Source organism: Gammaproteobacteria bacterium, from assembly GCA_013696315.1.
In the GTDB taxonomy this organism is placed as follows: domain Bacteria; phylum Pseudomonadota; class Gammaproteobacteria; order JACCYU01; family JACCYU01; genus JACCYU01.
In genome coordinates this window covers 23959-45442 of record JACCYU010000092.1, presented here as the reverse complement: position 1 = coordinate 45442, position 21484 = coordinate 23959, and the positions used below count along the sequence as shown (strand labels likewise).

The 21484-nt window shown below is 60.4% G+C and carries 15 protein-coding genes and 1 pseudogene; 10 read left to right on the top strand and 6 right to left on the bottom strand.

The window, feature by feature from the left end; translation table 11 throughout:
• Positions 1-12: 12 nt before the first annotated feature.
• From pabC to lpdA, 8 genes and pseudogenes are all read left to right on the top strand, one after another.
• The gene (pabC, locus tag H0V34_05320; protein MBA2491139.1) at positions 13-816 is read left to right on the top strand and encodes an aminodeoxychorismate lyase; all 804 of its coding nucleotides are present in this window, start codon (positions 13-15) and stop codon (positions 814-816) included.
• A complete protein-coding gene (gene mltG, locus H0V34_05315; GenBank protein MBA2491138.1) occupies positions 813-1838 on the top strand; it encodes an endolytic transglycosylase MltG in 1026 nt (341 codons plus the stop codon). The genes pabC and mltG overlap by 4 nt, the downstream gene beginning before the upstream one ends.
• Complete coding sequence (locus H0V34_05310; protein MBA2491137.1) at positions 1835-2458, top strand: dTMP kinase; 624 nt, start codon at positions 1835-1837, stop codon at positions 2456-2458. The genes mltG and H0V34_05310 overlap by 4 nt, the downstream gene beginning before the upstream one ends.
• Positions 2455-3453, top strand: coding sequence for a DNA polymerase III subunit delta' (locus H0V34_05305; protein MBA2491136.1), 999 nt, complete (start codon positions 2455-2457; stop codon positions 3451-3453). Before H0V34_05310 ends, H0V34_05305 begins: the two co-directional genes overlap by 4 nt.
• A gap of 10 nt (positions 3454-3463) precedes the next feature.
• Positions 3464-3808: pseudogene (locus H0V34_05300) on the top strand (PilZ domain-containing protein).
• A 149-nt stretch (positions 3809-3957) separates the two neighbouring features.
• Positions 3958-6807, top strand: coding sequence for a 2-oxoglutarate dehydrogenase E1 component (locus tag H0V34_05295; GenBank protein ID MBA2491135.1), 2850 nt, complete (start codon positions 3958-3960; stop codon positions 6805-6807).
• 181 nt (positions 6808-6988) lie between these two features.
• On the top strand, positions 6989-8335 hold the full coding sequence (odhB, locus tag H0V34_05290; protein ID MBA2491134.1) for a 2-oxoglutarate dehydrogenase complex dihydrolipoyllysine-residue succinyltransferase: 1347 nt from the start codon (positions 6989-6991) through the stop codon (positions 8333-8335).
• Between the two features lie 64 nt (positions 8336-8399).
• Complete coding sequence (gene lpdA, locus H0V34_05285) at positions 8400-9824, top strand: dihydrolipoyl dehydrogenase (GenBank protein MBA2491133.1); 1425 nt, start codon at positions 8400-8402, stop codon at positions 9822-9824.
• A 95-nt stretch (positions 9825-9919) separates the two neighbouring features.
• Here the strand turns inward: lpdA and H0V34_05280 are convergent, their stop codons facing one another.
• From H0V34_05280 to H0V34_05260, 5 genes are all read right to left on the bottom strand, one after another.
• Positions 9920-10810, bottom strand: coding sequence for a sulfotransferase (locus tag H0V34_05280; protein MBA2491132.1), 891 nt, complete (start codon positions 10808-10810; stop codon positions 9920-9922).
• A gap of 86 nt (positions 10811-10896) precedes the next feature.
• Positions 10897-12906 (bottom strand): enoyl-CoA hydratase/isomerase family protein, encoded by a 2010-nt coding sequence (locus H0V34_05275; protein ID MBA2491131.1) that lies wholly within the window; start codon positions 12904-12906, stop codon positions 10897-10899.
• Positions 12903-14219 carry an acetyl-CoA C-acetyltransferase gene (locus H0V34_05270; protein MBA2491130.1) on the bottom strand — a complete coding sequence of 439 codons (1317 nt, stop codon included), beginning with the start codon at positions 14217-14219 and terminating at the stop codon, positions 12903-12905. The genes H0V34_05275 and H0V34_05270 overlap by 4 nt, the downstream gene beginning before the upstream one ends.
• Before the next feature lie 89 nt (positions 14220-14308).
• Positions 14309-15190, bottom strand: a complete 882-nt coding sequence (locus H0V34_05265; protein ID MBA2491129.1) for a hypothetical protein — start codon at positions 15188-15190, stop codon at positions 14309-14311.
• Between the two features lie 127 nt (positions 15191-15317).
• The gene (locus H0V34_05260; GenBank protein ID MBA2491128.1) at positions 15318-16451 is read right to left on the bottom strand and encodes an aminotransferase class V-fold PLP-dependent enzyme; all 1134 of its coding nucleotides are present in this window, start codon (positions 16449-16451) and stop codon (positions 15318-15320) included.
• 131 nt (positions 16452-16582) lie between these two features.
• On the opposite strand from H0V34_05260, the gene H0V34_05255 reads away from it, so the two are divergent.
• Positions 16583-17941 (top strand): adenosylmethionine--8-amino-7-oxononanoate transaminase, encoded by a 1359-nt coding sequence (locus H0V34_05255; protein MBA2491127.1) that lies wholly within the window; start codon positions 16583-16585, stop codon positions 17939-17941.
• 95 nt (positions 17942-18036) lie between these two features.
• Complete coding sequence (locus H0V34_05250) at positions 18037-18228, top strand: hemin uptake protein HemP (GenBank protein MBA2491126.1); 192 nt, start codon at positions 18037-18039, stop codon at positions 18226-18228.
• Between the two features lie 86 nt (positions 18229-18314).
• Here H0V34_05250 and H0V34_05245 read toward each other — a convergent pair whose 3' ends face one another.
• Positions 18315-21464, bottom strand: coding sequence for an efflux RND transporter permease subunit (locus H0V34_05245; protein ID MBA2491125.1), 3150 nt, complete (start codon positions 21462-21464; stop codon positions 18315-18317).
• Positions 21465-21484: the final 20 nt, after the last annotated feature.

Sequence of the window (21484 nt, the reverse complement as noted above, 5' to 3'; positions counted from 1 at the left end):
AAGGAGTACAGGATGGCGCTCGTCAATGGCTCGAACCAGCCCACAGTTCCGGTCGAGGATCGCGGCCTGCTGTACGGCGACGGGGTGTTCGAGACCATCGCGGTGCGGGATGCGGTTCCCGAACATCTGGACAGACATCTGCGGCGACTCCGCACCGGCTGCGGCCGGCTCGCGATCGATCCGCCCGCATTGTCACTGCTGGAGGCCGAGGCTTTGCTGCTGTGCGCGGGTGTCGAACGCGCGGTGCTTAAAATTATCATCACGCGAGGGCACGGCGGACGGGGCTATCGGCCGTCGGTCGAAACGCCGCCCACGCGTATTCTGATGATCAATCCCTGGCCGGAGCATTCGCCTGATTATCGTAACCACGGCATCGCGCTAACGCTCTGCCGTACGCGCCTGGCGCGCAATCCTTTGCTCGCGGGCATAAAACACCTGAATCGACTGGAGCAAGTCCTGGCGCGCGCTGAATGGCAGGACGAATATCAGGAGGGGTTACTGCTCGACACCGAAGGGCTGGTGGTCGAGGGGACCATGAGCAATGTTTTCGCGGTGCGCGCGGAAACATTGCACACGCCGGCTCTGGATTTTGCGGGTGTGGCCGGCATCATGCGCGAACGCATCATCGAGCACGCGACCCGCGCGCACACGCCGGTCACGATCGGCGAGCTTAGCCTGCCTGACCTAGCGCGCGCGGATGCCGTGTTTTTCTGCAATAGCCTCATCGGCATCTGGCCGGTGCGTCAGTTCGGTGCTTGCTTGTATTGCGCGCATCCGCTGGTGCGCGACTTCGTGCGCTGCCTGGACATCGCATGAAGCGAGGCGCGCTTGTTGCCACAATACTGGGTGTAATACTGTTCGGTGGCGCGATCATAGTCGCGGATGCCTATCTGTTCTTGAACCGACCGGCATTGGCGGCGGGCAGAACGGTTTTCTTCGATATTCCGGTCGGCGCCTCTTTCAATGAGATTGCGCAACGACTGGCGCGACGTGGTCTGCTCACACGCTACGCGTACTGGATTGGCATGGCCCGGCTACAGGGCAAGGCGCAGTCCCTCAAGGCGGGTGAATATCGCCTGCAAGGCCCCCTCACGCCCCAGAGGCTGCTGGATCATCTCGTAACCGGCACGACGCGCCAATTCAGCCTGACGCTCGTGGAAGGCTGGACATTCAAGCAGGTGATGGACGCGCTGGCGCGCCACCCGCGGATCGAAATGACGGTAAATGATCCCGCGGACGTGATGACAGCGCTGGGGGAGCCGGGCGCGCATCCGGAGGGCTGGTTTTTCCCCGACACTTATTATTTTCCACGCGGCACCACGGATATCGAATTCCTGCGCAGAAGTCATGAGAGCATGCGGCGGCAGCTTGCTGAATTATGGGACAAGCGCGATCCCGGCCTGCCGCTGAAAACGCCTTACGAAGCGCTGATTCTGGCCTCGATCGTGGAAAAGGAAACCGCGACGCGGGCGGAACGCCCAATAATCGCGGGTGTGTTTATCGCAAGGCTTGACATGGATATGCGTCTGCAAACCGACCCGACCATCGTTTACGGGCTAAGCGACAGTTATGGCGGCGACATTCGCTCGAGTGATTTGCGTGGGGATACGCCTTATAACACCTATATCCACAAGGGCCTCACGCCCACGCCCATCGCCATGCCCAGTGGCGCCTCGCTGGCCGCTGTGCTGCATCCGGCAACGACGGACGCCCTGTTCTTCGTTGCCAAACCCGACGGCAGTCATCATTTCTCCGCGACCTACGACGAACACCGCGCAGCGGTGATCGAGTATCAAGTTGGCGGCGACGCCAGCCGCTATGGGGCAGGCACGAAGTGAAAGCGCCTCGGTTCATCACTGTTGAAGGCATCGAGGGGGTAGGTAAGTCTACGCATATCAGTACCTTGTGTGAGCTTTTGCGCGTGCATGGTATCGACGTTGTCGCCACGCGCGAGCCTGGCGGCACCGAGCTGGGTGATCGTCTTCGCGGCTTATTGCTCGCTAACGGAATGCCGGCCATGGGTCCGGACACCGAACTGTTGCTGATCTTCGCGGCGCGCGCGCAGCATCTGAGTGAGGTCGTCTGGCCCGCGCTGGCGACGGGCCGCTGGGTCGTGAGCGACCGTTTTACCGATGCGACCTACGCCTATCAGGGCGCCGGCCGAGGCATTGCCGACCAACGCATCGCCGACCTGGAGCAGTGGGTGCAAAACGATTTCAGGCCGGATCACACCTTGCTGCTGCAAGCCGGGATCGAGACGGCGCGGTCGCGAATCCGATCGCGGGGGCCCGCGGACCGTTTCGAGCGTGAGGATGCGGATTTTTTTGTCCGCGTGCAGCAGGCGTACCTTGAGCGCGCGACGCGCGAGCCCCGACGATTCCATGTCATCGACGCCAATGGCGGCCTGGATGACGTTCGCCGCCGGATCGCCGGCGTGATAGAAACGTTATTCACGTGATTGCAGCGCTCCCGGAATCCTACCCCTGGCATGCGGCGCAGTGGGCGCAATATGCGCGCCGTGCGCAAGAGGCGACGCTCCCGCATGCCCTGCTGCTGAGCGGGCCGGCGGGTCTTGGCAAACTGAGTTTCGCGCACAGATTCGCGCGTTTTCTGCTGTGCGACGCACCTGTAGGGTCGAATGCCTGCTCGTGTTGTCGAGCGTGTCACCTGCTTTCCGTCGGCAATCATGCAGATTTTCTGCACACCGCGCCGGAAGGCGATAGTCAGCAGATCAGGATCGATCAGATACGCGCACTGAGCCATTTTGTCAGCCTGAGCCGTGACTCCGGACGTTACAAGGTCGCATTGATCTCGAATGCCGACACGATCAATCGCAACGCTGCCAACAGTTTGCTGAAGACGCTTGAAGAACCGCCGCCATTTTCAGTCATCCTGCTGGTGACCGCGCGGGCGGCGTCATTGCCCGCAACCTTGCTGAGCCGTTGTCAACGGATCGAGTTTAGGTGTCCGGCGCGCGCCATGGCGCTCGAATGGCTGGTAGCGAAGGCGCCCGACGTCGATGCCGAAACCTCCCTTGCGCTCGCGCGCGGCGCGCCGCTGGCCGCGCTGGCATGGAGCCGCAATGATCTGCTCAGCGCGCGGCGCGCCGTATTTTCCGATATCCAGTGCCTGGCTGAAGCGCGCGATACGCCGGTTAACGTGGCGGAACGCTGGCGTCAATACGCGCCCGAAATGATCGTGGCCTGGCTGCTGTCATGGCTGGTCGACGTAGTAAAAATACGGTCGAACGGTACGCTTGGCGGGTTAAATAACCCGGATGTCGTACAAAGCTTGCAGGCTGTCACCCAGCGCCTAGACTTGGGCGCCTCGTTCGCACTCTACGACGTATTGATCGATTATCGCCGGATGCGGCAGGTGCCGCTTAGCCCCCAGCTTGTGCTGGAGGATACGCTGATCGCCCTGACCGGCCTGTTCAACGCTACGAAGGCATGAGGAGACACGCATGACGGACAACAGTCGGGGCATTCTATCGTTGTCGATCCAGGACAAGCCATCCCTGGAGGCAGCATTCATGCCGTTTGTGAAGAACGGTGGTGTTTTCGTTCCCACCAAGAAAGTTTACAAGCTGGGCGAAGATGTTTTCATGCTCCTGACCCTGATCGATGATTAAGAACGCATACCGATAGCGGGGCGTGTTGTGTGGATTACGCCACAAGGTGCGCAGGGCAATCGCACGCCGGGCATCGGGATGCAGTTCAACGATCAGGACCACGGCGCAACCCGCAATCGCATTGAAGGATTACTGGCGGGCACGGCGCAAAGCGACAGTGTCGGGCAGATGATGTAGTTTTAGTTCGCGAGCGTGACTGGCATGAATTATTTGTACGACGGCATTGTTGTAAGAGTGTAACCTTGTGTTGTGATTAATCCCATCGTGCGTTAGCATTTAAGTGTCATTGAATTCAGACATATTTTGTCTTTGCGGCCGGGTTAATTATGACTGATACAGGACATTCCCACCTTTTCAGCGGGAATGCATCCTTCATTGAGGGCCTTTACGAGGCATATCTTGACGATCGAAACTCTGTTCATCCTCGATGGCAAGAGTATTTCGATCAGATCGCGAGTGCGGATTCGAATACGCCACGCGACGTCCCGCATGCACCAATCAGTCAAGCCTTCCGGCAAGTTGCGACAAAACATCAGAGCGTTGCAAATACCGCAAATGGCCGCGAGCATTCTGACTTTGACGCCAAGCAGGTTGCTGTACTGCAGTTAATTAACACCTACCGTTTCCGCGGTCACCGGCAGGCCGACCTCGATCCACTCGATCAATATGACCGGCCACCGGTCGCCGACCTGAATCCGGAGTTCCATGGCCTCACGTCAGCGGATATGGAAACCGTGTTCAACACCGGGTCGTTGTTCGGTCCCCGTCAGGCGACGTTGCGGGAGGTGCTCAATATTCTGAGCGTGACCTACTGCGGCACCATAGGCTCGGAATACATGTATCTGACCGAGACCGAGGAAAAGCGGTGGATTCAGCAGCGCCTAGAGCTCGCCGGAGGCGGTGCGGGCTTCGATGTGAACAGAAGAAAGGCCATTCTGGAGCGCCTCATCGCGGCCAACGGGCTGGAAGAGTATCTGCACAATAAATATGTCGGCCAGAAACGATTCTCGCTCGAGGGCGGCGAAAGCCTGATCCCGCTGCTGGACGCGATAATCAACCGCAGCGGTTGTGAACACAAGGTCAAGGAAGTCATCGTCGGCATGGCGCACCGCGGACGCTTAAACGTACAGGTCAATACCTTGGGCATCAAACCTCGTGATCTGTTCGAGGAATTCGAAGGCAAGGTCGATCCCGGCAACGGTTCGGGCGATGTCAAATACCACAAGGGGTTCTCCGCGGATTTGAGCACGCAGGGCGGGCCGGTCCATCTGGTCTTGGCGTTTAACCCGTCGCATCTCGAGATCATCAATCCGGTGGTCGAAGGCTCGGCGCGCGCCCGGCAGGAGCGTCGCGGCGACTACGAACGTAACGAGGTGTTGCCGGTGCTAATCCATGGCGACGCCGCGTTCGCGGGACAGGGCGTGGTGATGGAAACGCTGAATCTGTCGGAGACGCGCGGCTATTCGACCGGCGGCACCGTACATATCGTCATCAACAACCAGATCGGATTCACCACCAGCGACCCTCTGGACTCCCGATCCACGCTTTATTGCACGGATGTCGCCAAGATGGTGCAGGCGCCCATCTTTCACGTCAACGCGGATGATCCGGAAGCGGTCGTGTACGTCACCGAGCTGGCGCTTGATTTCCGCATGAAGTTCAACAAAGACGTGGTAATCGACATGGTTTGCTATCGTCGCTATGGCCATAGCGAAGCGGATGAACCCTCAGCAACGCAGCCAATTATGTATCAGCGCATCAAGGGTCACCCGCGCGTGACGGATATCTACGCCAATCTGCTGCTGCAGGATGAGGTTATCGGCGTTGATGAAGCCGACGAAATGCGGCGCCATTATCACGAAAAACTGGACGCCAACCAGATCGTATCCGGGCCGCATGCGGCCAAGGTAGACAGCGCCTATCTGGTCGACTTCCGGAATTTTTTCGATACGCACTGGACAGCCGCCGCCGATACCGCGATCAGCCGGCAGCGCATCGGTTCGTTAACAGCGAAAATGACGATAGTGCCCGATGACTTCAGGCTGCATCGGGCCGTGACTAAGTTACTGGATGCGCGTCGCAAGATGGGCGCTGGCAAGCAGGCCATGGACTGGGGATTCGCGGAAACGCTGGCCTACGCGTCATTACTGGAAGAAGGCTTTCAGGTGCGGCTGTCGGGGCAGGACAGCGCGCGCGGCACTTTTTTTCATCGGCACGCGGTCATCCATGATCAGGACAGCCGCCGTACGCATGTTCCTCTTCAGCACCTTTATAAACATCAGCCGCTGTTTCTGCCGATCAACTCGCTCCTGTCGGAAGCTGCCGTACTGGGTTTCGAGATGGGGTACAGCACCGCGGAGCCCGACGCGCTGGTGATCTGGGAAGCGCAGTACGGCGACTTCGCCAACGGCGCGCAGGTCATCATCGATCAGTTCATCAGTTCATCGGAATCGAAGTGGCGACGACTGAGTGGCATCGTCCTGTTCCTGCCCCACGGCTACGATGGTCAGGGCCCGGAACATTCCTCCGCCCGCCTGGAGCGTTACCTGCAGTTGTGCGCGGAGGACAACATCCAGGTCTGCGTGCCGAGTACGCCCGCGCAGATGTTCCACATGCTCAGGCGCCAGATCCTGCGACCATATCGCAAGCCGCTGATCGTATTGAGTCCTAAGAGTCTGTTGCGCCACAAGCTTTCGGCCTCGTCGCTAACGGATATCTCGGAGGCGGGCTGGCACAATGTGATCGACGAGATCGACGACATCGATCCTCGCCGGGTCAGGCGCCTGTTGCTGTGTAGCGGAAAAGTTTATTTCGACCTGCTGGAAGCACGGCGCGAACACGACCTGCGCGATACCGCGATCGTTCGCATCGAGCAGCAGTATCCGTTTCCGCTGGACGAGATCGCCGAGGTTCTGGAGCGCTACCCCAACGCGCGCAATGTGGTGTGGGTTCAAGAGGAACCGCGCAACCAGGGCGCTTGGAACTACATGCAGTCACGCCGGCATTTGAATGCCTGTCTCTCCTCCCGGCATAGCCTGGAATACGCGGGCCGACCTTACTCGGCTTCGCCTGCGGTCGGTTATCTTCACGTGCACCTTGCCCAGCAGAAACGGCTCGTTGCTGACGCCTTGCGGCTGGAGCGCATACAGGCGCAGAGGCAGGTGAGCAGCGCATAAGTGACAATTGGCGGCCGGTTGACTGAGGGTAGGTTGAGCGCTAGTCTCAAGCTAAGTCGCTATAAGCGTCCGTCCTTTTCTCAGGGCTCAAATCTATCTTGTCGCTAGGCCCACGTTCTGTCTTGCAGACTTCCGCCGCATGTCGTGGTGCGCGTAGTCGGTATGGCGCGGAGATTATCCGGTGTTAGTCGAAGTTAAAGTCCCGCAACTCGCCGAATCGATCACGGAAGCCACCTTGCTCGACTGGCAAAAGCAGCAGGGCGAGCGCGTGGCGCGTGGCGAAAACCTGATCGATATCGAAACCGATAAAGTGGTGCTGGAAATCACCGCGGCCGACAGCGGCATATTGAAGGAAATCCGCAAAACTGGCGGTGATGTGTCCAGCAACGAAGTGATCGCCATCATCGACACCGAAGCGGGTGCGGAAAATGATTCCTCTGCGGAAAACGGGCCGCCGGCGGCGGAATCGCAGCCATCCAGCAAGCAACGGACGCAGGCCGCTGCATCGATCGCACCGGGCGTCGAGGCGTCAACATCGGCCGCGGCGACCCCCAAGGATACCGTGAACGCCGCGCCAGGTAATGGCGCCAAGCGCGCGGCCAATGCCGGTCAGCCCGGGGATGACGAAGATGCCACTGCGCGCCTGGGGCCGGCGGTGCGCAAGCTGTTAACCGAAAACGCTCTGCATCCGAACGAGATAACGGCCACCGGCAAGGACGGGCGGCTCACGAAGGCGGATGTGCTGGCGCGCGTGCAATCGCGGAGTAGCGACGATAGTACCGCAGTTCAATCGGCGGACGTGCAGGAAGGCGTTCAAGGTGCCGCGTCACGCACGCAGCAGCGCGTGCCGATGACGCGGCTGCGCAAAAGGGTGGCGGAGCGTCTGCTCCAGGCCCAGCGCGACAACGCCATATTGACCACCTTCAACGAAGTTGACATGCGGCCGATCCTCAACCTGAGGGAGCGCTACCGCGACAGGTTCGAGAAAACGCATGGCGTACGCTTAGGGTTTACGGCGTTTTTCGTATTGGCCTCGATCGAGGCGCTCAGGCGCTTCCCCGTCGTCAACGCTTCGATTGACCAGAACGACCTTATCTATCACGGGTTTTTCGATATCGGTATTGCCGTCGGCTCCGCGCGCGGGCTGGTGGTGCCGATTCTGCGTGATGCCGATCGACTCAGCATGGCGGCGATCGAAAAGGCGGTGACGGACTTCGCTCGCAAGGCGAAAGACAATTCGCTGACCATTGAGGAGTTGACCGGCGGAACCTTCACCATCACCAACGGTGGCGTGTTCGGATCATTGCTCTCGACCCCGATCCTCAACCCGCCGCAGAGCGCGATTCTCGGCATGCACAAGATCGAGGAGCGACCCATCGCGATGGATGGAGAAATTGTCATCAGGCCGATGATGTATCTCGCGCTTTCTTACGATCACCGTATCATCGATGGCCGTGAGGCCGTGCAGTTCCTGGTCACGATCAAGGAGCAGCTGGAAGACCCGAGCCGTCTGCTGCTACAGATATAGTCCTTGAGTCTCGCGTACTGAGCATCGTCTCTAGCGCTAACCTTACAACCGCCTTTCATCGTCAATGGCACATAATCGTTACGACGTGGTCGTAATCGGCGCGGGACCGGCCGGGTATGTCGCGGCTATCCGCTGCGCCCAGCTCGGCCTCAATACCGCATGCGTGGACCAGTGGCGCGAACCGGAGGGCCGCGCGTCGTTAGGCGGCACCTGCCTTAACGTCGGCTGTATTCCCTCCAAGGCATTACTCGACTCCAGTCATTACTTTCATCTCCTCACGCACCAGGCGCAGGAACACGGGATAATCGCGAACGATGTCCGCATCGATGTCGCGGCCATGCAAAAGCGCAAGCAAAAGATCGTGCGGGGGCTGACCGGCGGCATCGACAGTCTCTTCAAGAAGAACCGCGTGAAGCGTTTCACCGGTCGTGGTGTTTTAAGCGGCGATCGGCAGGTTACGGTTAGCCCGATGAGCGATGGTGACGATGATTTGCAGCTCGAAGCGGACTCGGTGATCATCGCGACCGGCTCGGTGCCTGCCACGCTTGCGGCCGCCGCCATCGATCAGCAACAAGTGGTCGATTCCAGCGGCGCGCTCTCGTTCGAGCAAGTACCCGCGCGGCTGGGCGTCATTGGCGCGGGTGTGATCGGCCTGGAGCTTGGTAGCGTGTGGAACCGACTGGGGTCAAGAGTAGTCGTTCTGGAGGCGCTGGATACCTTTCTTCCGGCGGTCGATCGCGAAATCGCGGATGAAGCATTCAAGCTACTGAAACGGCAGGGGCTGGATCTCCGTATGGGCGCGAAGGTCACGGCTGCGCAGGTCGCCGATTCGGTTTCGGTCGGCTTCAAGGTCGGTGACGCAAACGATACGCTGGAAGTGGACAAGCTCATCGTGGCGATCGGCCGCAAACCCAACACCGAGGGGCTCAATGCGCAGGCGGCGGGGCTCAAGCTCGATGCCCGCGGATACATAGAGGTCGATGGGAACTGCCGCACCAACCTGGAAAATGTGTACGCGGTCGGGGACGTCGTGCGCGGCCCCATGCTGGCGCACAAGGGCTCGGAAGAAGGGGTGGCAGTAGCCGAGCGCATCGCCGGTCAGGCGGGGCACGTGAATTACGCGACAATTCCGTGGGTCATCTACACATGGCCCGAGATCGCGTGGGTAGGGAAAAGCGAGCAACAGCTCACGCAGGAGGGCATTGAATATCGTACCGGCGCTTTCCCATTCATCGCAAACGGTCGCGCACGCGGTGTCGGCGAGACCGGTGGCAAGGTCAAAGTCCTTGCTGACGCGAATACCGATCGTATCCTGGGCGCGCATATCCTGGGCCCGCAAGCGTCCGAGCTGATCGCCGAAGTCGTCACCGCGATGGAATTCGGCGCCAGCGCCGAAGACCTGGCGCGCACGGTGCACGCCCATCCGACCTTGTCAGAAGCCGTGCATGAAGCCGCCCTGGCGGTCGACGACCGCGCAATCCACTTCTGACCGAGCGTCGGCGTCTGCCGCAGCAATCGCGGTGGCGTTAATCGCAAGTGCTGCGGCGCGCTGCATTCACCATTTCCTCACGCGCCGGAACTTCGCTAGGCGTGAGATTCGCCGCGCTCGTACCGCTCAAGCACGCGGACACATCGCTGGTGCCACCGCGCTGGATACGGCGAAAACATCTCCTTGAGTCCAGCCAGCCCAGGCTCATGTAATCGCGCGAGCTCGTACTCGTAGACTGGCGCCAGGCCCACTTCTGTTGCCGGGTTAATCGCGTGCATCAGGTTGGGTGAAAAGTGTCTTTCCGACTTCTCCACGCCAAGAAATTCAAAGAGCCGCAACAATAAATCTCTGGGGTGCGCGATGATCTCCTCGTGAAAGCCAACAAAAAACTGATCGCGCGGAAAATGCGCTAACCAGTTGTTTAAGGTAGCGAGATAATCAGAACGCGTCATGCACCAGCGGGAGTTAAACCACCCGACCACATCCCGCGTCGGTATCTCGTCCAACCTTTTGCCGTGCACGCGGGGAAGGTCTTTGCGCGCCTGCGACCACGAGCGATCGATAGGATCGCGCAGCAGAAAAATTATCCTCATGTCGGGGTTGATGCGCTTTATCGCCGCGACCGCATCCGCGGAGAGCGTAGAATAAGCGGGCGTGATTTCGCCCGCCGCAAGCTTGCCCGACCGGGAGAACAGGGAAGCATACCAGCGGTCCGACCTGGGCAAGCCTAAGAACTTCGCGTCCCACATAAAACCGGCCATCGACCAGTCGCCGTGGCGCAACGAGGTCCTTGCGTGACGAATGCGTCCTCCGAGGTGGCTCTTGTAGCGCTTGCACCAGAAGGGCTGCACACGCAGCTCGTCGAAGTAATGTAGCTCTTTGATCGGCGGCAGCCAGATGCCCGCGTGCGCCTTCAGATTCTCGTATAACCACGTTGACCCGGCCCGCTGCGCCCCAATACAAAGAAAATTCGGTCGTCTATCCAATGGCATACTCGTGGTCACGCGACAGGAATCCAGATTGCGGCCGCGTCGTTTTCGCTGGTGTTGCGCATATTCACGGGGCGCGCGCGTCACCAGCGCGGATCGGCGGCGAATCGCTGGCCGTAGGAATCCTCCAGCGCCCGTAGTTCATCCCGCATGGCGTCACGGCCATAGGCATCGCGGTAGTGCAGCGGTCCACCACGAAACGGAGCGAAACCTGTACCGAACACGATGCCGGCGTCGAGCAGGTCGGTGTCTTCGACGACCCCTTCGCGCAGGCACGCTACCGTCTCATTGATAAGCCGCAGGATCAAGCGGTTTTCGAGGCGCTGGCGTTCGCCTGAGTAGCGCGCGCGGCGCGTGCGCAGAGGCTTGCCTGCCTTGTAGGCATAAAAACCCCGTCCGGTCTTGCGGCCCAATTGCGCCGCCGTTACTTTCTCCCGCAATGTTGCCGGCACGTCGAAATTGAATTCGCGCGCCATTCGCTCGGCCGCAGCGAGCACGACATCCAGACCGACGCTGTCCGCGAGTTCCACGGGTCCCATCGGCATGCCGAATTGTACTGCCGACTTATCGATCACCGCCGCGGGTATGCCTTCATCGAGCATGAGCATAGCCTCCAGCAGGTAAGGCGTTAACACACGATTGACCAGAAAACCGGGGCGATTGCTGGTCGGTAACGGCAGTTTATCGATATGCCGCGCGAAAGCGGCTGCTTTTGCTTGCGTAGCCGGAAAAGTCGCCGGGCCCAGAACGAGCTCGACCAGCGGCATGCGGACGACCGGGCTGAAGAAATGCAGGCCAATCAGCCGGCCGGGGTTAACTAGCGCCTGCGCCAGGGACTCGATGCTCAGGCTGGAGGTGTTGGTGGCAAGCAGGGCATCGGCTTTCATCCGCGGTTCGATCTCGCGGTAAAGCGCTTGCTTGGCCGCCTGATCCTCGATGATCGCTTCGATAACGATGTCGGCGCGCACCAACCCCACGCCTTTGTCGTCCGGTATCAGTCGATCGAGCACGGCGGAAAGCTGCCGCTGTGAGTGAAACTGTTTCGCTAGCAGTTCGCAGGCGCGTTCCATCATCGCGGCCAGGCGCCCGGTGCTGGTGTCCTGCACTGTGACGACAAAGTCGTGCGCCGCGATCCATGCGGCGATGTCTGCGCCCATGGTTCCGCCGCCGATCACGTGCACGTGGCGCGGGCGGAACGCCGACTTGTCACCCTGCGATTTCAGGCGGTTTTGCAGCCCGAACACTCGCAACAGATTGCGCGCGGTCGCCGTGGTACTCAGCCCGGCGACCGATTCGGCTTCACGCGTAAGCCAGGTGTCCATATTACCGCCATGCTTTTGCCACAGATCGAGCAGCGCGTAGGGCGCCGGATAATGATCCTGCCGGGCTTTGGCTGCGATGCGTCTGCGCAGATAGGTTCCAAGTACGAAGCGCGCCGGCTTGATATTGGCGAGCCGCGCGAGGCGGTGCGGTCGGCGCCGTGCCGGCCTCGTCGTCAGCAGCTGGCGCGCGGCGTGATGTAGATATCGCGACGGGACTGCGAGATCTACCAGGCCGATCCTGCACGCGTATTGCGCGTCCAGGGCCTTGCCAGTGAGCATCATGTCCAGCGCGGCCACCGCTCCCAGCAGACGGATCGACCGCAAGGTGCCGCCAAAGCCCGGATGGATGCCAAGCTTGATTTCGGGCAGCCCCAGGCGGGCGGAAGGATCATCCAGCGCGACCCGATAATCGCAGGCGAGCGCGAGTTCCAGCCCGCCACCAAGACAGAAACCGTTGATGACGGCGACGGTGGGGCAGGGCAGCGCCTCGATGCGGTTCATGATGCCCTGACCGCGGCGCACGATGGCATAAGCGTCGTCAGGCCCGCGGATGGTTTGGAATGCCTTGACGTCGGCGCCGGCAATGAATCCGCCGGGCTTGCCTGAACAGAACGCCACGCCGCGCGGCGCCGCTGCCGACAACGCTGTCAGGATTTGATCCAGCTCGTCGAAGACCGCGGCGTTCAGTACGTTGGCGGCAGCAATGGGGACATCCAGACAAAGCCACACGATGCCGGTGGCGTCCGTTTCCCGACGCCAATTCTCAGTCATGGCCGGACGTGCAAATTTTCGATCAGCATCGCGCCGCCCTGGCCGCCGCCGATACAAAGTGCCGCGACGCCCCGCGACGCCTTTTCACGCTGCAGAACGTGCATGAGGTGCAGCACCAGTCGCGCGCCGCTCGCGCCCACCGGATGGCCCAGACCGATGGCGCCGCCGTCGACATTCAGGCGTTCATGGGGAATCTCGCCGAGCGCGCGATCCAGACCGAGTTCCTGCTGGCTGTATGCGAGGTCGGCCGCTGCCGCCAGGCAGGCGAGCACCTGCGCGGCGAACGCCTCGTTGATTTCCCAGTAGTCGATATGCGTCGTCTCCAGTGCGTTGCGTGCCAGTACCGGCGCCATCGCATGCACGGGCCCCAGTCCCATCTGCGCCGGGTCCAGCCCCGCCCATTCACAATCCACGACGCGGGCTGGCGGGTTCAATCCATGGCGATTCACTGCCGCCTCGCTGGCCAGGATGAGCCACGCCGCGCCATCGGAAAGCTGCGCGCTGTTGCCGACCGTGACTTTTCCGAACGGCTTGTCGAACGCAGGCTTGAGCGCCGCCAGTTTGTCGATCGTCGTATCCGGGCGCACACCGTCATCGCGCTCACAGGCGTTGCCTTTGCGATCGTAGATCACCTCGATTTCTCGGAGCACGCCTGGCGTCTCCTGCGCTCGGTACAGCCGCCGATGACTCTCGCAGGCGTAATGGTCCATCTCTTCGCGGCTGATCCCAAATCGATACGCCAGATTTTCGGCCGTCTGACCCATCGATAAACCTGTGCCCGGATCAGACAGGCCCTTGAGCAGCCCCGAAACCGGCGCCAGGTTTGACGGACGCAAGGTCGAAATCAATTTCAGACGCTGTCGCGTACCTGCCGCACGCCATGCGGCCAGCCATTCGACCAGTTTATCCTGCAGCAGCAATGGCGCATGACTCATGGCCTCCACGCCACCGGCCAGAATCAGGTCAGCCCGACCGCTCGCGATATTACGGAACGCCGAATCGAAGGCCTGCAGACCGGAACCGCAATTGCGCTGCACGGTCCAGGCGGGCACTGCATTTCCGCATCCTGCCCGCAATGCGGCCACGCGAGCGATGTTCATTTCTTCCGCGCCGGGTGCGGCGCAACCCAGTATCACTTCATCGAGTGCGTCGGCCTCGAACGGTTGACGGAGCAGCAACGGGCGTGCGGTCTGCACGGCGAGTTCAGCGGCCTTGAACGGTCCGGGCCGATTGCGGAACTTGAGAAATGGCGAGCGGCTTCCGTCAATGATAAAGACCGGGCGCTCGAATTGGGAATGGGCGGTTGATGCCAAGATTCAGCCGGCATTCAAGGACAATGTTGCATGTGCGATTGAGCCGGAACAAGCCAATTCGATGGCGAGTAACAGCTTTACAATCAAACTCATCCTGTGATGCCGCTTGCCACGGTTTTGGCCATTAGCCCGCCGGCGCGGTCGCGATCGGCCGGCGCTCCGGTAGACGGATCTACTGTTCCGCTCAATTCGTCCGGACTTCGCTCGATCAATTCTTCCAGCGCCCAGGGAAGCTGGCGATATACCGCCAGTTCGTCGAAGTCGTACATCGGATATTTGATAATCTCGAAATAGGGAGAGTAATCGAAATCCCGGGGAGTGAACAGTTTGGCATTACGGTCCCGCAAGCTGCCGTGTTTGCCGACCGGCTCACGCGCGAGCGGCAGGATCGGAAATCTGACTGACTGAAACGCTTCCCCGATCATGGTCGAACACACAGTGCGGGTGGGCAGCCCCGTGTTGTGCGCGAACAGACTCGAACGCCAGCGACGCGGCAACAGGCCATACGGGAACAGGAAACGCGCCAGATCCAGCAACTGGCGCACGTCGTAGTCCAGACTGATGCAACCAATGCAATGACGAATCACCAGCTCGGCGTCGGTACGCGACAAGCCCTTGGGCCGGCAGATACGCAAATGATAATTTTGATAATAGCGCAGTGGCGTGACGACCGTGCCTTCGCCCAGCAGGGCTTCGATGACCAGTGGCTCCGCGGCATCGCCGGCGTAGTGGTAGGCGAGATATTCCCGCAGGTCGTAATCCTCTATATCGCGTAGTCGTCCGATGTAGAGCGCGGCGTGCGTCCACGAGCTGAGCGTAATATTCTTGATGCTGTTGCTAATGCGAGTGCGGCCCTCGACCAGCACCACGTCGGCGGGCCTGATTTCCACGCGCATGCGCTCGTAATTCGACAGGTGCGGCTCTCCTTCGCCCGACTCGGCGTTGAGCCAGTCGGTGACCATATTCCACATCCGCGTTTGAAGTCGTTTCAGCACCCGCTTCTCCGTAAGCCAATACGGGCATTGTAGCGCCCGCGCTTTTAGGCGCTTTGCCCGTCACGTCACACAATTCACAAGCAATCTTGGGGCCGCAGTTTCTCTACCCGCACGCATGGACCACCTGCCGCAACGTATTGAGCGCGCGATCCAGAAATTCGGGCGGGGTATAGAAATGCGGTGAGAATCGAATCCCGCCCGCGCGCCGCGCGCACAATATGCCTGCGGACTGCAGATACTCATAGATCGCGCGATTGTCCTTGTGGGGGTGCCGGAAGGTAATGATTCCTGCGCGTCGTTCCGACGCTCGGGGCGTGATCACTTCAAACCCTGCGTCCTGTAATGAATCGTAGAGATACAAGGTGTTTCTTGAAATGATTTCGTGAATCGACGACAAGCCCTCTTCCCGCAGCAGGCTCAAACTGGCGTGTAGTGCATGTATACCCATATTGTTCGCGCTGCCGGCCTCGAAGCGGCGCGCGCTGGCCGCGGGCTGCCAGTCCATGCGGTCGTAATCGTTATGATCTTCGACCATATGCCAGCCGAACTGGCTCAAACGCAGTTGTTCGCGACATTCCGGCTTACAGTAAAACAGCGCCACGCCCTCCGGCGCCAGCATCCACTTGTGCCCGTCGGCCATGACGAAATCCACGCCGCAGGTCTGAACGTCGAACGGCAGCGCGCCCAGGGTCTGAATCGCATCCACGCAAAAGAGCACGTTGCGTGCGCGGCACGCCTCGCCGAGCCTGTCCAGATCCATGCGCAAGCCGCTGGCGTATTGCACGGAACTCACCGCTAACAGGCGGGTATGTTTATCGACGTGCGCCAACAGCGCGTCTTCGGGTGTCACGCCCTGGTCAAGATCCGCCAGCCGTACTTCGACCCCGAAGTGTGGCTCCAGCGACTCCCAGACGATACGATTCGAAGGGAACTCCTGACGGCTGGCAACCACATTATCTCCAGACCGCCAGTCAATGCCGTACGCGACCATCGACAGCGCTTCCGACGTGTTTTTAAGGAGTGCGATCTCGTCCGCCGATGGGGCGTTGATCAGCCAGCGCAAAATCTCGCGCAACTCGCGCTCGACTTCCAGCCAGCGAAGGTAATGCCTGCTGCCAAGCCGCATGTTCTCATCCGCAAAGCGGGCAATGGCATCGATGGTGCGCCGCGGCCACGGCCCCACGCCGGCGTGATTCAAATGCACGATGTCCTCGGCTAACGGAAATTCTGGGTGCATGAGTCTGCCTGTGATGCTGAGTTCATCGCCTTAGCCTACGTGACCACGTCGCCTCGCACCACGAAATGTTGCACTCACGCTTTATCGTATGAGGGGTCAATTTCCACGGTGCGTTCGATATGATGTGCCGTATGACACGCGAAAAAACCAATGCGGCTTTGCGCGAGCGCGACCTGCGCGCTGTGTGGCACCCCTGCACGCAGATGAAGGATCACGAGCTACTGCCAATGATTCCGATCCGGCGCGGGCAGGGGGTGTGGCTGGAGGATTTCGACGGCAACCGCTATCTGGACGCGATAAGCTCATGGTGGGTGAATCTGTTTGGCCACGCCAATCCGCGGATCAACGCGGCTATGCGGGAACAGGCCGCTACGCTGGAACACGTTATTCTCGCAGGGTTTACGCATGAGCCGGTGATCGAGCTGTCCGAGCGTCTGATCGAGATTGCGCCGCCAGGTCTGTCCCGCTGTTTCTATGCCGACAGCGGATCAGCCGCGGTCGAGATCGCCCTGAAGATGAGTTTTCACTACTGGCGCAACTGCGGTCGGCTTCAGAAAACGCGCTTTATCAATCTCTCCGGCAGTTACCACGGCGAGACCCTGGGCGCGTTATCGGTCAGCGACATGGCGCTTTACAAGGAGACATACGCGCCGCTGTTGCTGGATGTCATCACCGTGCCCAGCCCGGATTGCTCCCGGCGGGATCCGGGCGAAGTTTGCGCGGCGTACACGCGTCGCATGTTCGCGCACATGGAAGCCGCGCTGGAGCGGCACGCGCACGAGGTCTGCGCGGTTATCGTCGAGCCGCTGGTGCAATGCGCGGGCGGGATGCGCATGTACGATCCCGTTTATCTGAGCTTGCTGCGCGACGCTTGCGACCGCCACCAGGTGCATCTGATCGCCGACGAAATTGCGGTCGGCTTCGGGCGCACGGGTACGATGTTCGCGTGCGAACTGGCCGACATCAGCCCCGATTTCCTGTGTTTGTCCAAGGGTCTGACCGGCGGCTATCTGCCCTTGTCGGCCGTGTTAACCATCGATGATGTGTATGACGCTTTCTATGACGACTATGCGAGTCTGCGCGCATTTCTGCACTCGCACTCGTACACCGGCAATCCGCTCGCGTGCGCCGCGGCGCTGGCGACGCTGAAGATATTCAGCGATGACGATATCATCGCTGGCAATCGGGCGCTGATCGCGACGATGGCAAAGGCGGTCGAGCCATTAAGGGATCATCCGCATGTGGGCGAGGTGCGCCAGACCGGCATGATCGCAGCGGCGGAAATGGTGCAAGACAAAGAGAGCGGACTGAGCTACCCGTGGCAGGAAAGGCGCGGACTCGGGGTCTATCGCTACGCGCTTTGCCACGGATTTCTGCTGAGGCCTTTGGGCAACGTGGTGTATTTCATGCCGCCGTATGTCATCGCGCCAGAAGAAATTCAGGCAATGGCAGCCGTCGCGGAGGCAGGTATCAACCAAGCGACCAGCTGAGTCGTTTTTGCGGCCACAGAATTTTTTTGCCCGGACCGCTTGCATTACTAATAATAACTATTATCATTAATATTACGCACACGGGAGATCAATCGATGCAAGACGTCAGCAAAGCGCCGTCCAGACTCAAATCGGAGAGTAATCGCGCTGGCTCCGACGCAACGTCGCGCGGGAGAGTCGATGTACTGGAACTGGTAGGAAATCATGGCCGCGTGACGATCAGCCATGCGGGCGAAGACTATATTTTACGCATCACGCGCAACGGAAAACTGATTTTGACGAAGTAGCAGTCGCGGTAACTCCTCCTTGCTACCCAGCCAGCGCCGCGGACGTTTGACGTTTCGGCAGCCAGCCCGGTTGCTTTTTTGAGAATTCAATGACTCACTGCCGGCGCACCGAGGCCCGCGGCCTGCTCGCGCGAGTGATCTTTCGCGAGCGATACATAAACCGCCGGCACCACGAACAGCGTGAACAAGGTGCCGATGGTCATGCCGCTGGCGATCACGAAGCCCATTGAGAATCGCGAAGCGGCGCCCGGACCTGAGGCGATCAATAGGGGCGCCATGGCCAGCACCAGCGAGGCAGTGGTCATCAGCACCGGCCGCAGGCGTATGGAAGACGCCTCCTCGATCGCCGCCTGTTTCGACCGGCCCTCGCGCTGCAATCGATTGGCGAATTCGACGATCAGGATCCCGTGTTTGGAGATCACGCCGATCAGGGTTACCAGGCCCACCTGCGTGTAAATGTTCAGGCTCACGCCGGGAAAGTTGGTGATCTGCATGCCATTCAGAATACCGACCACATTCAGCGCCAGCAGCGCGCCGCTGATGGACATAGGCACCGTGACCAGCATGATAATCGGATCGCGAAGCGACTCGAACTGCGCCGCCAGCACCAGGTAGATCACGATCAGCGCAAAGAAAAACGTCAGCATCAGCGCCGCGCCCTCGGTCTTGAACTGTCGCGACTGACCCGAGTAATCCACGGTGAAACCGGGCGGCAGGTTATCGGCGGCCGCCTGTTCCAGCACGCTCAAGGCCTCACCCAGCGACACGCCCGGTCGCGGGAGGCCGGAGATCGTCACGCTGTTCAACTGCTGAAAACGCTTGAGCTGCTGAGGTTCCACCGAATCCTTGAGCGATACCACCGTCGATAACGGCACCAGCTCGCCGCTGCCGGTGCGCGTGTAATATTGTTCGAGCTGCCCCGCGTTGAGGCGGTCTACCCTCTGCACCTGCGGGATAACCTCGTACGATCGATTCTCCAGCGAGAAGCGGTTGGCGAATCCACCGGACAGCATGGCCGCCATGTCGGCGCTTAAGTCTTGCATGTCGATGCCGAGCAGCGCCGCCTTGTCACGATCGATCAACACATCGGTGCGTGGCTTGTTGATCTTGAGATCGCTGTTGAGAAAGATAAACTTCTTGCTGTTCTGCGCGGCGCCCATTACCGCACCGGCGACCTCGTTCAGGCTCTCCACCGGCGCGGTGCCGCCGATGACGAACTCCACGGGGAACCCCCCGCCGCCACCAGTAGGCAACGCTGGGGGAACGAACGCGGCAACCTGCAGGCCGGCGATCTTACCGATGCGCGGATTGATCACCTCGTTAAGCACTTCCTGGCTGGAGCGTTGCCGCTCGGTCCAGGGCTTGAGCACGAAGCCGGCGATCGCCGTGTTGGTCGATACCGCCGCACCGCCGCCGCCCACGCCGTTCAGCAGAAACAGGTTTTCCATTTCGGGCAGATCTTCGGCGATCGTGTCCAGTTCGCGCGTATAGCTTTCCAGATACTCGATTGTCGAATAGGGATCGCTTTCCGAGAAAGTGAGGATAAAGCCTTGATCTTCCTCGGGCGCGAGCTCCGATTGCGTCGATACGAACAGGAAATAACATGACACGAACACGATCGCGCCGAACACGAGGATGCCCCAGCGGTCGCCCATCGAGCGGTGCAGGCTGCGCTGGTACGCCAGGCGCAGTTTTTCGAACTGCCGGTCCAGCCATGCAGCCAGTTTGTCGCTGCCCGTCGCCGCCTGACCATCGGCATGCGGTTTAAGGAGTCTGGCGCACATCATCGGCGACAAGGTCAGCGCGATCACGCCGGAAAGCAGCACCGCCCCGGCCAGAGTGAACGCGAACTCCACGAACAACGTGCCGGTCAAGCCGCCGATAAACCCGATCGGCAAATACACCGCAATCAGGGTGGTGGTCATCGCCACCACCGGCCACGCCAGTTCGCGCGCGCCGGTCAGCGCGGCATCGGCCGGGCTCATGCCTTCTTCGATGTGCCGGTGGATGTTCTCCAGCACGATGATGGCGTCGTCCACCACGATGCCTACCGCCAGCACCATCGCCAGCAGAGTCAGTAGATTGATGGTGAAACCCATCAGCAGCATCAGGAACAGCGCGCCGACCATGGACAGCGGCACGGTCACGGCCGGGATGATCACACTGCGCAGCGACCCCAGAAACAGAAAAATCACCACCACGACAATCAGCACCGCCTCGGCTAGGGTCTTGATCACCTCTTCGATGGCGTCCTGAATGTATTCCGTGCTGTCATACGGGATGGAAGCTCCCAGTCCCTGTGGCAGTTGGGGCACGATTTCGTTGTCCCAGACCTGGCGCACGGCCTGAATCACGTCCAGCGAATTCGCGTCGGGCGCTACCTCGATGCCCATGAAGGTCGCCGATTCTCCGTTGAAGCTGACGCTGGTCTGATAGCTCTCCGAGCCCAGGTCAACATTGGCGATATCCGACAGACGCACGATGGCGCCGTTCTCCGCGCGCACCGCCAGGTTGCGGAATTCCTCCGGTGTGCGCAGATCGGTACGCGCGGTCAGGTCAACCACCACCATCGAGCCTTTGGTGGAGCCCACCGCCGACAGCACGTTGTTGGCGCGCAGCGCCGCGTACACGTCGCTGGCGGTGATATTCATGGCGGTCATGCGGTCGGGCTTCAGCCAGACGCGCATGGCGAAGGTGCGGTCGCCCAGAATCCTCGCGCGCTGCACGCCGGGGATGGTCGCGAGCTTCGGCTCGACCACCCGCACCAGATAATCCGTGATCTGGTTGTTGTCCAGCACCTCGCTGAAGAACGACAGATACATGGCCGCGGTAGTATCGCCGATGGCGAGATCCACCACCGGATCCTCGGATTCTTCCGGCAGGTCGCGGCGCACGACCTGCACTTTGGCAACGATCTGCGTCAGCACCTCGTTGGGATCGGCGCCCAGGCGTACATAAGCCTGAATGGAACTGATGCTGGGCAGGCTGGTGGAAACGATGTAATCGATGCCGTCGGCGGACGCGACCTCACGCTCCATGGGCGTGGTAATGAAACCCTGCACCAGGTCGGCGTCCGCGCCAACGTAAGTGGTGTTGACGGTAATTACCGCGTTTTGCAGCTCGGGGTACTGGCGGACGTTGAGTTCCTGTGCGGCGCGCAATCCCAGCAGAAAAATGAACAGGTTCACGACCATGGCGAGCACGGGTCTGCGGATGAAGATGTCGGTGAAGGACATGGCCGGGGTTAGCTGATTCG